The sequence below is a fragment of the Acinetobacter sp. D009 genome (assembly GCF_038562025.1).
Classification (GTDB): domain Bacteria; phylum Pseudomonadota; class Gammaproteobacteria; order Pseudomonadales; family Moraxellaceae; genus Acinetobacter; species Acinetobacter pittii.
This window is the reverse complement of sequence record NZ_CP151886.1, coordinates 1,263,467-1,277,632: the sequence shown is the minus strand read 5'-3', so window position 1 is coordinate 1,277,632 and position 14,166 is coordinate 1,263,467. Positions and strand designations below refer to the sequence as shown.

17 protein-coding genes are annotated in these 14,166 nt (G+C 37.7%); 12 read left to right on the top strand and 5 right to left on the bottom strand.

Translation table 11 applies throughout. The features are described 5' to 3' along the window. Window positions 1–18: 18 nt before the first annotated feature. A complete protein-coding gene (locus AAC388_RS05935) occupies window positions 19–594 on the bottom strand; it encodes a nitroreductase (protein ID WP_342371321.1) in 576 nt (191 codons plus the stop codon). Between the two features lie 204 nt (window positions 595–798). Between AAC388_RS05935 and AAC388_RS05930 the strand changes: the two genes are divergently transcribed. Beyond that, window positions 799–1,179 (top strand): hypothetical protein, encoded by a 381-nt coding sequence (locus AAC388_RS05930; RefSeq protein ID WP_005073503.1) that lies wholly within the window; start codon window positions 799–801, stop codon window positions 1,177–1,179. A gap of 38 nt (window positions 1,180–1,217) precedes the next feature. Here the strand turns inward: AAC388_RS05930 and rhlB are convergent, their stop codons facing one another. Both rhlB and AAC388_RS05920 read right to left on the bottom strand, forming a co-directional pair. Then, window positions 1,218–2,369, bottom strand: coding sequence for an ATP-dependent RNA helicase RhlB (rhlB, locus tag AAC388_RS05925; protein WP_329760306.1), 1,152 nt, complete (start codon window positions 2,367–2,369; stop codon window positions 1,218–1,220). A 108-nt stretch (window positions 2,370–2,477) separates the two neighbouring features. Next, the gene (locus tag AAC388_RS05920; RefSeq protein ID WP_000126912.1) at window positions 2,478–2,690 is read right to left on the bottom strand and encodes a cold-shock protein; all 213 of its coding nucleotides are present in this window, start codon (window positions 2,688–2,690) and stop codon (window positions 2,478–2,480) included. Window positions 2,691–3,063: 373 nt separating this feature from the next. On the opposite strand from AAC388_RS05920, the gene AAC388_RS05915 reads away from it, so the two are divergent. From AAC388_RS05915 to AAC388_RS05895, 5 genes are all read left to right on the top strand, one after another. Continuing rightward, a complete protein-coding gene (locus tag AAC388_RS05915) occupies window positions 3,064–3,309 on the top strand; it encodes a sulfurtransferase TusA family protein (RefSeq protein ID WP_086265859.1) in 246 nt (81 codons plus the stop codon). Window positions 3,310–3,442: 133 nt separating this feature from the next. Beyond that, window positions 3,443–4,309 (top strand): RNA polymerase sigma factor RpoH, encoded by an 867-nt coding sequence (gene rpoH / locus AAC388_RS05910; protein ID WP_002115267.1) that lies wholly within the window; start codon window positions 3,443–3,445, stop codon window positions 4,307–4,309. 112 nt (window positions 4,310–4,421) lie between these two features. Next, window positions 4,422–4,787, top strand: a complete 366-nt coding sequence (locus AAC388_RS05905; protein WP_086265858.1) for a DUF423 domain-containing protein — start codon at window positions 4,422–4,424, stop codon at window positions 4,785–4,787. A 13-nt stretch (window positions 4,788–4,800) separates the two neighbouring features. Next, window positions 4,801–4,998 (top strand): sulfur carrier protein ThiS, encoded by a 198-nt coding sequence (gene thiS / locus AAC388_RS05900; protein WP_004700562.1) that lies wholly within the window; start codon window positions 4,801–4,803, stop codon window positions 4,996–4,998. Between the two features lie 13 nt (window positions 4,999–5,011). Further along, on the top strand, window positions 5,012–5,797 hold the full coding sequence (locus AAC388_RS05895) for a thiazole synthase (protein ID WP_002049185.1): 786 nt from the start codon (window positions 5,012–5,014) through the stop codon (window positions 5,795–5,797). 197 nt (window positions 5,798–5,994) lie between these two features. On the opposite strand, the gene yaaA is transcribed toward AAC388_RS05895, so the two are convergent. Continuing rightward, the gene (gene yaaA / locus AAC388_RS05890; protein WP_342371320.1) at window positions 5,995–6,774 is read right to left on the bottom strand and encodes a peroxide stress protein YaaA; all 780 of its coding nucleotides are present in this window, start codon (window positions 6,772–6,774) and stop codon (window positions 5,995–5,997) included. A 125-nt stretch (window positions 6,775–6,899) separates the two neighbouring features. Here yaaA and AAC388_RS05885 point away from each other — a divergent pair, with 125 nt between their 5' ends. Beyond that, window positions 6,900–7,532: a hypothetical protein gene (locus AAC388_RS05885; RefSeq protein WP_005068305.1), complete on the top strand. Its 633-nt coding sequence runs from the start codon at window positions 6,900–6,902 to the stop codon at window positions 7,530–7,532. Between the two features lie 57 nt (window positions 7,533–7,589). Here AAC388_RS05885 and rtcR read toward each other — a convergent pair whose 3' ends face one another. Further along, window positions 7,590–9,191, bottom strand: coding sequence for an RNA repair transcriptional activator RtcR (gene rtcR, locus AAC388_RS05880; RefSeq protein WP_329760302.1), 1,602 nt, complete (start codon window positions 9,189–9,191; stop codon window positions 7,590–7,592). 67 nt (window positions 9,192–9,258) lie between these two features. Between rtcR and AAC388_RS05875 the strand changes: the two genes are divergently transcribed. The 5 genes from AAC388_RS05875 to rtcA all read left to right on the top strand — a co-directional run bounded on the left by AAC388_RS05875 (window position 9,259) and on the right by rtcA (window position 14,134). Further along, entirely contained in the window at window positions 9,259–10,236 is a 978-nt protein-coding gene (locus tag AAC388_RS05875) for a ribonuclease Z (protein WP_329760301.1), read from the top strand. A gap of 251 nt (window positions 10,237–10,487) precedes the next feature. Continuing rightward, a complete protein-coding gene (locus AAC388_RS05870) occupies window positions 10,488–11,756 on the top strand; it encodes an RtcB family protein (RefSeq protein WP_141314354.1) in 1,269 nt (422 codons plus the stop codon). Window positions 11,757–11,785: 29 nt separating this feature from the next. Beyond that, window positions 11,786–12,343 carry a hypothetical protein gene (locus AAC388_RS05865; protein ID WP_342371319.1) on the top strand — a complete coding sequence of 186 codons (558 nt, stop codon included), beginning with the start codon at window positions 11,786–11,788 and terminating at the stop codon, window positions 12,341–12,343. 26 nt (window positions 12,344–12,369) lie between these two features. After that, window positions 12,370–12,828 (top strand): DIP1984 family protein, encoded by a 459-nt coding sequence (locus AAC388_RS05860; RefSeq protein ID WP_342371318.1) that lies wholly within the window; start codon window positions 12,370–12,372, stop codon window positions 12,826–12,828. Window positions 12,829–13,087: 259 nt separating this feature from the next. After that, complete coding sequence (gene rtcA, locus AAC388_RS05855; protein WP_342371317.1) at window positions 13,088–14,134, top strand: RNA 3'-terminal phosphate cyclase; 1,047 nt, start codon at window positions 13,088–13,090, stop codon at window positions 14,132–14,134. Window positions 14,135–14,166: the final 32 nt, after the last annotated feature.

Below are 14,166 nucleotides of genomic sequence, written 5' to 3'. Positions count from 1 at the left end.
TCTTACTTCTACAGACGTTTAAGCCTGCCAAACTTTTACGAATTCTTTACTTTCAATACCTGCACGCGGTGCAATTACTTTAGCTGCTGTGCCTACGTAAATAATACCTGAAATTAAATCACGAGGTTGCAGACCTAAATGCTGTTTTAACCAATTTGATTCGACAACTGCACCACTACGCCACATGGTCGAAAAACCTTGAGCTTGTAGAGATAATAAAAGATTTTGTACTGCAGCACCCGTACTTAAGATTTGTTCGAAATGCGGCACTTTCGGGTGATCTTGTAGTTGTGTAAGCGCTAAAATGAGTAATGGTGCGCGAAAAGGATGTTGTTTAACACGGTCGAGTTGAGCGGGATCAGTTTCACCTAAATCTGCTAGAGCCTTTGCTAAAACTTCACCAAAAGCACCACGTTGTTCGCCTGAAACAACCACAAAACGCGTTGGCTTAAGTCGATGATGATCTGGAGCAGTCAAAGCTGCTTGGAAAGCTAACTCCAATTGCTCTGTACTTGGAGCTGGCTCAACTAATTGGCCAATAGACTGACGCTGATGAATATTTTGGTGAATTATTTGTATTGCTGATTCCGTCATTAATATTGATCTAACTCAAAAATTCAAAATAGATTAGCATAATCTACCGTTAATCCACCATTGAATCTAGCTTATAAAATTAGCGAACTCTCACTTTGACATTTTTTAATACAAAACATCAAAACTCATACAACGTCTTCAAAATCAAATAGAAAACTTGTGTTCAAATATCAATATCTTTTAGCGATTAACTTTAGGTGCATTATGAAAAAAATAATTTTAGCGAGCGCAATGAGCGGTGTTGTTTTATTACTTGGTGCTTGCGCAACTACTCCTAAAAATACTTTAGCAGTTCAAAAAGAAAATAATCAGTTTGAAGTTACAGGTATTGGTAAAACCAATTTAATCGCGAAAAATAATGCGATTACTGCAGCTCAAAAAACTTGCTCAAAAAACACTACGCCAGTCGTTGTAGATGAAAAAACAACATATAACGGTGTGTTAAAAGATGTTGTAAGCGAAAAAACTGGTCAAATGGTTGAAGCAGCAGCAGGTGTTATTGGTACATTAACTGGTAAAAATGCATCTTTAGCAAAAGATGATGATTACCAAACAACGCTTACATTCTATTGTAAAATTAATTAATCAAAAAAAATCCCAATCAAATGATTGGGATTTTTTTATTAGCAATAACCATCTAATCTGGTCAGTGGTAATTTTTTACCAATTGCTTTTTCAATTTCAGGTAAATAAAAGGCATCATCTTCAGATAAGAAACTAATACTTACCCCCTGTGAGCCAGCACGACCTGTACGACCAATACGGTGCACATAATCATCAGACTGTTCAGGCAATGTAAAGTTGATAACATGCGACACGCCATCCACATGAATACCACGACCAGCAACATCTGTCGCAATCATAATATTATGTTTACCTTGCTTAAATTGCTCTAACATTTTTAAACGTTTATCTTGAGCAATTTCACCTGAAAGCATACCTACTCTGTATCCATCTTTCTTTAAATGATCATAAAGACGGCGGACTTGGTCACGTCGATTAGCAAAAATCATGACCTTATCGATTGGCTCTTCACGCAAGATATCTTGTAGTAAACGATATTTGTCTTGTTTAGCTACAACATAAACACGTTGTTCTACATCGTTATTGGTCTTTTGTTCAGGCTCAATTTCAACAGTTACAGGTTCAAATAACCATTGTCTTGCCAAATTCAAGACGTCATAACTAAACGTCGCTGAGAACATGAGCGTTTGACGCTGTTCCTTACGAGGAGAATAACGGACAATACGTTTTACCGAAGGAATAAATCCCATGTCCAATAAACGGTCGGCTTCATCAATAACTAAAAATTCAATTTGATCGAGCCAGACTTCTTTTTGTTCTACAAAATCAATTAGACGCCCAGGTGTAGCCACCATGATATCGACAAAATTAGCATCTAGCTGTTTCTTTTGCTTATCAAAATCCACACCCCCTAATAATGTTACAAGGTGCAAATCTGAAAATTTTGTGAGTAGCTTTGCATCACTTTCAATCTGCAATGCCAATTCACGAGTAGGGGCCAAAATTAAGGCACGTGGCTCACCACGGAAACGCTGCTCTTGAACTGGATTATTGAGTAAATCATTAATTACACTAATCAGAAAGGCTGCTGTCTTACCAGTTCCTGTCTGTGCTCGCCCAATTGCATCATGCCCGGCTAATGTATATTTTAAAACCTTTTGCTGAATTGGGGTCATTTGAGTAAACCCTAAAGCATCAATCGCCTTTTTAAGTTGCGGATGTAAATTCAAGGTTTCAAAACCAGATGTCATAAATACGTGCTCTAACAAACAATCTCTCGAATGAGAAGATCATTATAAACAAAAACGCCCCAATTCAAAAATTGGAGCGTCCATGATTCATCAAAAGATGAATTAGTCTTAGTCTAAAGGCTGAACGTTTTCAGCTTGAAAACCTTTTTGACCTTGTACAACGCTAAATTCTACGCGTTGACCATCACGTAGAGAACGGTGACCGTCACCTACGATCGCACGGAAATGAACGAATACGTCGTCACCGCCGTTACGTTGAATAAAACCAAAGCCTTTAGTGTCATTAAACCACTTTACTACGCCTTGTTCACGAGCTGTCATAAGTCAATCCTCAGATGTTGAAAAAAGGACCTTCCGGTGTTGCAAACAGCAGAGCAAACAAGGTTTTAAAATATTTATAATCTTAAAGCTTGTAATCATTCTGTAAAACTATCAACAATTTCCGGTTACATCCATTTGTTATAGGGTTATTAAATCAATTTGATTGTGTGGTAAATCCTAAAACGGTTCGAGCTTAACATGGGTTTATGACAATTAATAGAATTTTTTTCAATTATTTCCCCTATTTTTAGTTCTTTTTTTAAACAGCTTATTACAATATTTTTTATAGAAATTAGCCAGATCTTCTTCCATAAAATATGCTGCATTTACTAAAAATTTGTTAGAATATTTTTTTTAGTTGTTTTGATGATGAATGAGCAATACTTCCTCTAATACAGCACCCATTGAAATTAATGCCCTTGGACAACCCTGCCCAATGCCATTGTTAATGCTAAAACGTGAACTTAAAAAAGCGTCGGGCAAACAACAATTTTTATTAAAATCGTCAGATCCTCATAGTGAAATTGATGTAACTCGTTACTGTGGTTTACATCATTTTATGTGTCAAACAACTCACATATCAGACAGAGAATTTCACTATTTAATTGAAACTCAATAATTCTTTGCTAAACTAAAAGATTAGAAATTGCATAAAATTTTACATTTCTCTACCCAATTTTCCTTAATTATGAAGCTGATTCAAATTAAGATGAATTTATTGGTTATCCCATTCGATCCTATAAGGAGAACTCATGAGTGACAGCAGCAATCAATTGATGCCCCTGTCATTGTCTGCGCCCGGTGTAAACCTTGGTGCATATATCAGTACTGTCAATCAGATTCCTATTTTAACGGCAGAGCAAGAAAAAGAACTTGCTGAACGTTATTATTATGACCAAGATCTTGATGCCGCAAAAATGCTGGTAATGTCGCATTTACGCTTTGTCGTTCACATTGCGCGCAGCTATGCAGGTTATGGCCTACCACAAGGCGACCTTATTCAAGAAGGTAATTTAGGCTTAATGAAAGCCGTAAAACGTTTCGATCCAAATATGGGCGTGCGTCTAGTATCTTTTGCCGTCCATTGGATTAAGGCAGAAATTCATGAATACGTTATTCGCAACTGGCGTATCGTTAAAATTGCAACAACAAAAGCTCAGCGTAAATTATTTTTCAATTTACGTAGTTTAAAAAAATCGAGTAAAAAATTAACGCTCGAAGAAGCTCAATCGATTGCTAATGACTTAAATGTAACTCCAGAACAAGTTCTGGAAATGGAAGGTCGTTTAACAGCTTATGATGCTGCTTTTGAAGCACAAGGTGATGACGATGACGACACGCCACATACGGCCCCTGCATTGTATCTTGAAGATAATCGCTACGACCCTGCCCGTTTAGTCGAGAACGAAGATTGGGAAGAGCAAAGTACTTCAGCATTGCATGATGCCATGGACCAGTTAGATGACCGTTCGCGTAATATTTTGCAGCGCCGTTGGTTAGATGATGATAAATCTACCCTACATGAGCTTGCTGCTGAATATAATGTTTCGGCAGAACGTATTCGTCAGCTTGAAAAAAATGCGATGGAAAAAATTAAAACTGCCATGTCAGCAAGCTAAAAATAAATGTAAAAAATAAAAGGGCGATTCGCCCTTTTGTTTTATCTGGCTATGTTTAGCCAACCTATTCTATGGTAACGTTGCCTTTCATTATTCAGTTGCGTTTTTTGTTATGTGGATCGCCATTTCAGCCCTTAATCTTGCTTTTGCAGTCATATTGGGTGCTTTTGGAGCACATGGTCTTAAAGCTCACGCGAGTCCTGAGCAACTTGCTTGGTGGCAGACTGCTACCGACTACTTTTTTTATCATGCGCTTGGCTTATTAGCTCTTGGTATTTTAAGTAAGGTTATTCCTGATTTCCCAATCAAGTTATCTTTCTTGCTTATCCAGATTGGTATTCTATTTTTTTGTGGTTCGCTTTATATCATGGCGCTAGGTTTACCACGAATATTAGGCGCAATTACTCCAATCGGTGGAGCTTTGATGATTGCGGGATGGCTGGTTTTGGCTTGGAATGCTTTCAAATACGCAAAATAATCGGAATGTGATCATGCAAATTTATTTAAATGGCGAATTAACGGACACGCCTAGCCAAAACCTGTTGCAACTCATTCAGGAGCTGGCACTTGAAGGAAAACGCTTTGCTGTGGAGCACAATCAGCAAATCGTTTCTAAAAGCAAATTAGAGCAAATTACGATTGCTCAACATGACCGTATCGAAATTATTCACGCTGTTGGCGGCGGCTAAGTCGGAGTTATCCATGCAAGACACCCCTCTCATTATTGGTTCACGTTCTTTTCAATCTCGTTTATTGGTCGGAACTGGAAAATATAAAGACTTAAATGAAACGGATTTAGCTATTCAAGCCAGTGGTGCAGAAATCGTAACCGTCGCAATCCGCCGTGTGAATATTGGACAAAATCCAGATCAACCGAATTTACTTTCGGTCATTCCACCAGAAAAATATACAATTTTGCCAAATACCGCAGGTTGTTTTGATGCTGACAGCGCAGTACGCACGTGTATGCTAGCGCGCGAGCTACTTGATGGTCATAACCTAGTAAAACTTGAAGTATTGGGTGATGAAAAAACCTTATATCCAAATGTAACCGAGACCCTAAAAGCGGCTCGTACTTTGATTGATGATGGTTTTGAGATTATGGTCTATACCTCTGATGATCCAATCATTGCGCAAGAACTTGAAAGTATGGGCTGTGTTGCGATTATGCCTTTAGGTAGCCTCATTGGTTCAGGTTTAGGTATTTTAAACCCACACACCATTTCAATTATCAAAGAAAATGCGAAAGTTCCAGTTTTAGTTGATGCAGGTGTTGGCACAGCAAGTGATGCTGCTATTGCGATGGAACTCGGTTGTGATGGTGTATTGATGAATACAGCGATTGCAGCTGCGCAAAACCCTATTTTGATGGCTTCTGCAATGAAAAAAGCTATTGAAGCAGGACGTGAAGCATTTTTAGCAGGTCGTATGCCACGTAAACGCATGGCAAATGCAAGCTCGCCAGAAACAGGCTACTTCTTTAAGTAATCATTTCTTGTGAGAATACAGCCTTTAATTGCCGTTTTAACTTTAATGCGACTTGTATAGGCATTTTACTTTTCAAAGATGAAAAGTAACAAAAATCTTTTGTTTCGCTGATATTACATCCATGTAATACAGCGAAACGGTGGCATCCATGCCACTTCACGATAATCATCGCTTACGAGAGTTTAAGTTGAGTAAGACTAAGCCTGTTGCTCATCACGTTTAAACACCAACTCTTTTGCCGATGAGTTATCAGCATCAAAGTAATAACCCTCGGTATTAAACGCTTTGATGTCTTCAGCTTTATTTAATTGGTTTTCAACAATAAAACGAGCCATTAAACCGCGTGCTTTTTTCGCATAGAAACTAATGACTTTATATTTGCCATTTTTCTGGTCAAGAAAAATAGGCTTCACGATTTCAGCCTTAATTTTCTTTTCATTGACAGACTTGTAATATTCATCTGAAGCTAGATTTACCAGCAATTCAGATTTAATTGTTGCCAAGTCTTCATTAATTTGGTTAGTGATGATATCACCCCAGAATTCATACAAATTCTGACCGCGAGTATTTTTTAATTTAGTACCCATCTCTAAACGATAAGGCATCATTAAATCCAAAGGACGCAATAAACCATATAGACCAGATAGCATACGTAAATGCTGCTGTGCAAAATCAATATCTTTATCTTTTAAATGATAAGCATCTAAGCCGGTGTAAACATCTCCTTTAAATGCATAGATTGCTTGGCGAGCATTTGAGAAATTAAATTCGGGATTCCAATCCCTAAATCGATCTGCATTTAGTGTGGCAATTTTTTCACTGACACTCATTAAACTCGCAATTTCCGAAGCAGAAAGTTTGCGACAAACATCAATTAATTGTGCTGAGTTTTCTAACAAGCGAGGCTGAGTAAACTCATCTGTAGGTAACGCTGATTCATAATCTAAAGTTTTTGCAGGAGAAATTAAAGCAAGCATAGACAACCTGAAAAAATTATTCTTAATACCAACTATAACAGTAGATATTTTTTAATGCTAACTCGTGTTTTCAATGACGACTATCGGTAAAATAGCATCACGTATTGTTATTTAGCGGTTCTTATATGTCTGAGCAAACTTTCATCCAGGGTCCAGTAGGTAAAATTGAACTTTTCGTTGACCGCCCTGAAGGTGAAATCAAAGGCTTTGCGGTTGTTTGTCATCCGCACCCATTGCAAGGTGGAACCCCTCAACATAAAGTCCCTGCCCTTTTAACCCAAATCTTTAATGAATATGGTTGCATTGTTTACCGCCCAAGTTTCCGCGGCCTAGGTGGCAGTGAAGGCATTCATGATGAAGGCCATGGTGAAACTGAAGATATCTTAGCTGTCATTGAACATGTTCGTAAGCTTCATGAGGGCCTACCATTTTATGCAGGCGGTTTTAGCTTTGGCTCACATGTTTTAGCAAAATGCTTTGCACAGCTTGCACCTGAATTACGGCCTGTACAGTTAATTTTATGTGGTTTACCAACAGCTACTGTAGTAGGTTTACGTCACTATAAAACTCCTGAAATTCAAGGTGATATTCTACTCATTCATGGTGAGCAAGATGATATTACTTTACTTTCAGATGCAATTGAGTGGGCAAAACCACAAAAACATCCAATCACAATTTTACCGGGTGCTAACCACTTCTTTACAGGCTATTTAAAGCAGCTTCGCCAAATCATTACACGTTTTATTATCATGAAATAAACGGTAACTTGTTGGGCATAACTTGAGAGTATGCCCATCATTTTATAAGTCATGTCATTATTGAAAATTATTCCAACTTAACCCAAAACGGGCTAAATATTTTTTCACTCTGTCACTATCGTTTGTTGTATTACGTTGTTGGCGAGATACTGAAAAGAGTTGTCTTCCCGCCTCTGCCATGGATTTTGAATTTTCGCAGATTTTGAGCACACCTCGTAATTGAATCTGATCAAATTCATCTATTTGTTCTAGCTGCTCAGGACTTAAATAGTTCAACAAAATATCTGTATTTTTATCATTGTAAGATTCATCCTGAATAAGCCAAAGCTGCTTTAGACGTTGAATTTCTTTTTCTACAGCTTCACGGCGAATTAACTCACCTTGCGATAAAGTTGCCAAACGAGTTACGCTCGCTGCTAAATCTCTAAAATTTCCTTGCCATGATGCATCTACTGATTTAGCAAACTTTAAATATGTTTCTAAAGCATCACGTTGAAAACGTAATTGTCTTTGATGAATTGCAGCAAAACGCTGTAGCTCAAAATCAATATTGGGTGCAATATCTTCTACACGGTCTTTTAAATTTGGTAAGAAGAACGTCCACGTATTCAAACGAGCCCATAAATCTTCACGAAAACGACCAGCTTGAACCTCATTGCGTAAATCACGGTTAGTACCTGCGATTAGCTGAAAATCGGCCTGAATTTCCTTATCACTTCCAACAGGAAAAAAACTTTTGTCTTCTAGCGCTTTTAGCAGCATAGCTTGTTCATCAAGTCCTAATTCACCAATTTCATCTAAAAATAAAATGCCTTGGTCAGCACTTTTTAATAAACCAGCACGAGAAGCTGCTGCTCCTGTAAATGCACCTTTTATATGACCAAATAAAGTTGACATGGCACTATCACCACGCAAGGTTGCACAGTTAACATCAATAAAACGACCGCTTAATTGAAATTTATCTTTCTTTAACTGAAAAATTTGTTTTGCTAAATGAGACTTACCAACCCCTGTTGCCCCCATAATCAAAATAGGTGCACTAGAGCGGGTTGCAACTAATTCAACTTCCTCAATAAGCTGATTAAACGCTTTATTATGAGTAGAAATATTTGCTTTAAGTTGTTGCCAATTTTGTTTTTGTTCATCATCGAAGCGCTGTTTTAAAACATCGTATCGAGATAAGTCCAGATCAATAATTCTATATTCACCTTCTGATGTCTTGTGTTGGTTAGGTGAACTTTGAATGAGTTGAGCTGGTAAATAATGTGCATCTACCAATAAGTACCAACAAATTTGAGCAACATGCGTTCCTGTCGTGATATGCAGTAAATAGTTATTTTTTTCAACATCAAACGGATAGGTTTTCACAAAGTCATAGAGTGCACCATAAACTTCAGCAAAATCCCAAGGATCTTTAATACTGACCCTATGTCCAGAAACCTCAGTTTGTGGAGAAATCTCTTTAGCATCTGCTGCTATAGATTTAACTAAATTATGATGTTGTCGATCATGTAACAGTACCAATTTATCTACAAGCAAATCTTCATGCATTAACAGGCTAATTGTAGGACGCCAACGCTGCCAGCGATCTGGCTTTCTCCCCTGATCAAGTGTAGAACCGACAAAGCCAATAACGACTGTTTTCTTTGCATCCGTCATAATTTCTATAAAATTTTATAAGTGTCTATAATATACAATACGCATTTGACCAAAAAATTCCAAGAATATGCTTCATTTTACTTTTTTAGGCACATCTTCAGGTGTCCCCACCCTGACACGTAATGTTTCAGGATTAGCAGTTCGCAACAGCAAAAATAAGGACTGGATTTTAATTGATGTCGGCGAAGGGACACAGCACCGTATTCAACAAGCTAAACTTTCATTACAAAACCTAGTTGCCATTTGTATTACACATGTTCACGGCGACCATTGTTATGGTCTAGTTGGTTTATTGGCAAGTGCAGGCATGAATGCCCGTAGTAAACCCTTAATCGTGATTGCACCGAAAGAAATTCAGCAATGGTTTGAAATCACTGCCCAACTTACAGATTTACATTTACCCTATTCACTGCAATTTATTGATGTGAATGTAGCAACCCAGCCACAACAGATCACTGATGGGTTCATTGTTCAAGCACATCCACTAAGCCATCGTGTTCCAAGTTTTGCTTTTAGCATTTATATCAAATCTATTCAGAAGAAGTTAGATACCCAAGCTCTAACTCAGCTTGGCGTACCTCAAGGCGATATGTGGGGCCATTTGAAACGAGGCTACAATATCGAATTTGAGGGACAAACTTTAAAAGCTCAAGACTTCATCAAAACTCAAAATCAACAAGTTCATGCAATTATTGGTGGTGATAATAACCAACCTGAACTATTAGCTGACGCTTGCAAAGATGCTCAACTCCTTATTCACGAAGCGACTTACTTGCAAACGGTTTTAGATAAAGTCGGCAAAGGTCCAATGCATAGCTCAGCAAAAATGGTGGCTGAATTTGCAGAACAGCAATCTTTGAGTAATTTAATTCTGACGCACTTTAGCCCTAGACATCAGGATAAAGCTGGGCAGCAAGCTATAATCGAAGAAGTTCGCCAGTTTTATAAAGGTCATTTTTATTTAGCAAATGATTTTGATGAGTTTACTTTAAATGAAGTTGGACAGCTTTTAAAAGTCGATAAAATTGTAAAATCTATTAATTAAATATATCCAAAAAGATATTTAAATATATTTTTAGATATATTTTTAATATTAAAAACCGCCAATAAAATTCACCCTATATAAAATAAAATTATTTTTATTTATTATTTTCAATAATTTACACTTAAATTAAATGCTTTTTAAAAAAGTTGGCACACTCAGTGCAATAGTACAAAGCACACAACATCATTGGGATCTTGTGAATAACACCTGCCTGCAAACGCTTGGCAGGCAGGCTTTGAAAGGAAAAGAAAATGTCTGTCATTGAAGAAATTAACCAACAAGCTCAATTTGAACAAAAGCAGCAAGAACGTTCTTATCAAGTTCTGCAAAATGAAAAAAGTATGCCAGTCAAAATGTGGACTAAAGGCGTGCTTGTTGATGACAACTCAAAACAACAATTATTGCAAACTGCTCAAATGCCTTTTATTTATAAATGGATGGCTGTAATGCCAGATGTACACTTCGGTTTAGGAGCAACTATTGGTAGCGTGATTCCAACTAAAGGGGCAATTATTCCTGCTGCTGTGGGTGTAGATATTGGTTGTGGAATGATGGCAACCCGTACAAGCTTAACTGCTTCAGATTTACCAGATAATTTACATGCTCTACGTACTGAACTTGAACGATTAATTCCACATGGAATGACTAAGCGCGGACGTGATCGTGGGTCATGGGAAACTCCACCAGAAATGGTAGATCAAGCTTGGACCGATCTGGTTGCAGACTTTGAATACATTTGTGCAAAACACCCACGTTTAAAAAACACCAACAACCGCAAACATTTGGGAACTTTAGGTACGGGAAACCACTTTGTCGAAATCTGTTTAGATGAGCATGATCATGTTTGGATTATGTTGCACTCAGGTTCTCGTGGTGTAGGAAATGCTATCGGTAATCATTTTATCGAACTTGCCCGTAAAGACATGCAGAAGCATTTCATTAATTTACCAAATAAAGATTTAGCATACCTAGTAGAAGGAACTGAACACTTTGATGATTACTGGTTTGCTGTAGGTTGGGCTCAACGCTTTGCAATGAAGAACCGAGAAATCATGATGCAATCTGCGATTAAAGCCTTGGCGACTATTGTACCAAAGCCTTTTCAGGCACGTTTGGAAGCAGTGAACTGTCACCATAACTATGTGGAAAAGGAAGAACACTACGGTGAAGAAGTGATGGTCACTCGTAAAGGTGCAGTTCGTGCGCGTTTAGGTGAATATGGAATTATTCCAGGCTCAATGGGAGCGAAGTCGTTTATTGTCCGTGGGCTTGGAAATCAGGAATCTTTCTGTTCATGTTCGCATGGTGCAGGTCGTGTTATGAGCCGTACTGAAGCAAAAAGACGTTTTACTGTTGAAGATCAGATTGCACAAACTGAAGGTGTGGAATGCCGTAAAGATGCTGCTGTTATTGATGAAATTCCTTCGGCATATAAACCGATTGAAGATGTAATGAAAGCACAAAGCGATTTGGTTGAAGTGGTTTATACATTAAGACAAGTGGTGTGTGTTAAGGGTTAGATAATTTACCATACCCAGAAGGTGAGCATATGTTTGTCCAATTAGATCATTTAAAGACCAAAGAGTTACAATCTGATCTTGATGCCATACAAGCCGTATTTGAAGTATTTTTGTTTAATGTCGTACATAAGACAGAATCTTCGAATACGCTAGCTATTCATCAACAGATGTTATTGAATTGTGAAAGTTTAGCAATAGAAAAAACGTTAGACTTAAATACTTTAACCACTAAAAAATTAGATCGCAGCCTTGTAAGTTTTGATCATTTGGACAAACCTAATTTATTTTCTAGACATAATTGGTTTTGGGACTTGTTAGAGGCAATCATTGATCCACCATATGGTACAACCCTTACCCATTCTAATCAGGTAGCATTCTTTCAAGCTTTCTTGCGGCTATGCCTTTTCACGGAGAAAGACTGTGAAATATATGATTGGGTTGGCTATCCAGGTAGTGGTCGGGAAGAAAGTTCTGAATGGAATGATTATTTTGAACCGGGCCGAGAATGGTGGGGTAATTGGTGCTTAACCATCTATTCACCAGAGCAAAATAAAGGCTGCTTACTACTTGCCAGCTCAACAGATTAAAGAATAAATTTTTAGGAAAATAAAATATGAAACTCGCAGAAGCACTTTTACTTCGAAGCGATCAACAAAAAAAGCTTGCTTCGTTAAAACAACGAATTAATGCCAATGTATTGGTACAAGAAGGTGATGAACCTAGTGAAGATCCAAATGAGCTCATCAAACAAGTATTCGCTTTAACTCAGGAAAGCAATCAATTGATTTGTCGTATTCACTTGACCAATGCACAAGCAAAACTGGAAGATGGCAAAGTATTGTTGTCCCTATTAAGCTTGCGCGATAGTTATGCTGAACAGCATAAGATTTTAATCGATGCGATTGCCAATACGCATCGAGAACCTGATCGTTATAGCTCACGTGAAATTAAGTGGAAGAAAGTCATTCCTGTTTCTAGCTTACAAAAGCAGGCGGATGATATCAGTGCGAAACTCCGTGACTTAAACATTAAAATTCAGGCTGCTAATTGGCAAATTGATCTAATCGATTAAACAATAGATTTTGTGAAATCATTTTCACAATCAAAGTTTGGACATACTGGGCGAGTACAAGATCCTGCGTTACTCCGATCTGAGGGATTGAAAATAATTCAGGCGGCTATGGCAGCATGTGAGTCGTGCATCGATATTCACTTATCAGACTCAGCACTATGTACTTAGTAAACCTTTGTCGAAAATGAAGTCAAACGTTACTTCGCATTACCATGTACTGACAGTATGTTCATTAAATTAGAAAATAAGGAAAACAGAAGTGAATAAAGCTTTGGCAAATATGCCCAAAACCATCCAAATTGATGGTTCACAAGGTGAAGGTGGTGGACAGATTTTAAGAACTGCCCTTGCCCTTTCAATGATTACAGGTCAGGCATTTGAATTAATTAATATACGTGCAGGACGTAAAAAACCAGGGTTAATGCGTCAACATTTGGTTTGTGTACAAGCATCTCAACAAATTAGCCAAGCTTATGTAGAGGGTGCTGAATTACATAGCCAACGTTTATATTTCGCACCTCAGCATGTTCAAAGTGGTAAATATCAATTTCAAATCGGTTCAGCGGGTAGTACAACACTGGTTTTACAAACGCTTCTACCTGTTTTGTTATTACAAAATGAAGCTACCGAACTCACCATTTCAGGGGGTACACATAACCCACTTGCACCAACAGCAGATTTTATTGAACACTGCTTTTTACCTGCTCTAACAAAGATTGGAATTAACGTCGATTTTAGATTAAATAAAGCTGGCTTTTTTCCAATTGGTGCGGGTGAAATTCAAGTTACCATTCAGCCATGGCAACATCGAAACAGCTTAAAGCTATTAGATCGTGGCGCTTTGCAATGCAATGAAGCTTTTGCAGCAGTATTAAATCTTTCAGAAGAAGCACAGATAGTACAACGTGAATTAACCACATTAAGTAAAAAACTAAACTTAAGCTCTCAGCAACAATTTCATTTAAATGGAATTAGCCAAGGCAATACAGTCTATGTGAAAGTTACTCATCAATATCACACTCAACTGTTTACAGCTTTAGGTGAGATGCGCAAAAGTGCAGAACAAATAGCTGATCATTTAGCAAAAGATGTAAATCTATATTTATCTTCGCAGGCTGTTGTAGATGAGTATTTGGCAGATCAGTTACTTCTACCTTTAGCTCTAGGTCAAGGTGGTGAATTCACCGCACAATGTATTAGCGAACACACTCGTACTCAAGCAGCCATGATTGAAAAATTTATTGATTGTGAAATCGAGTTTATCAAGTTAAATCCACATCATTTTCATGTAAAAGTTAAAGTTTAAGAAGCTCACAATTGAGCTTCTTATTTGTAAAA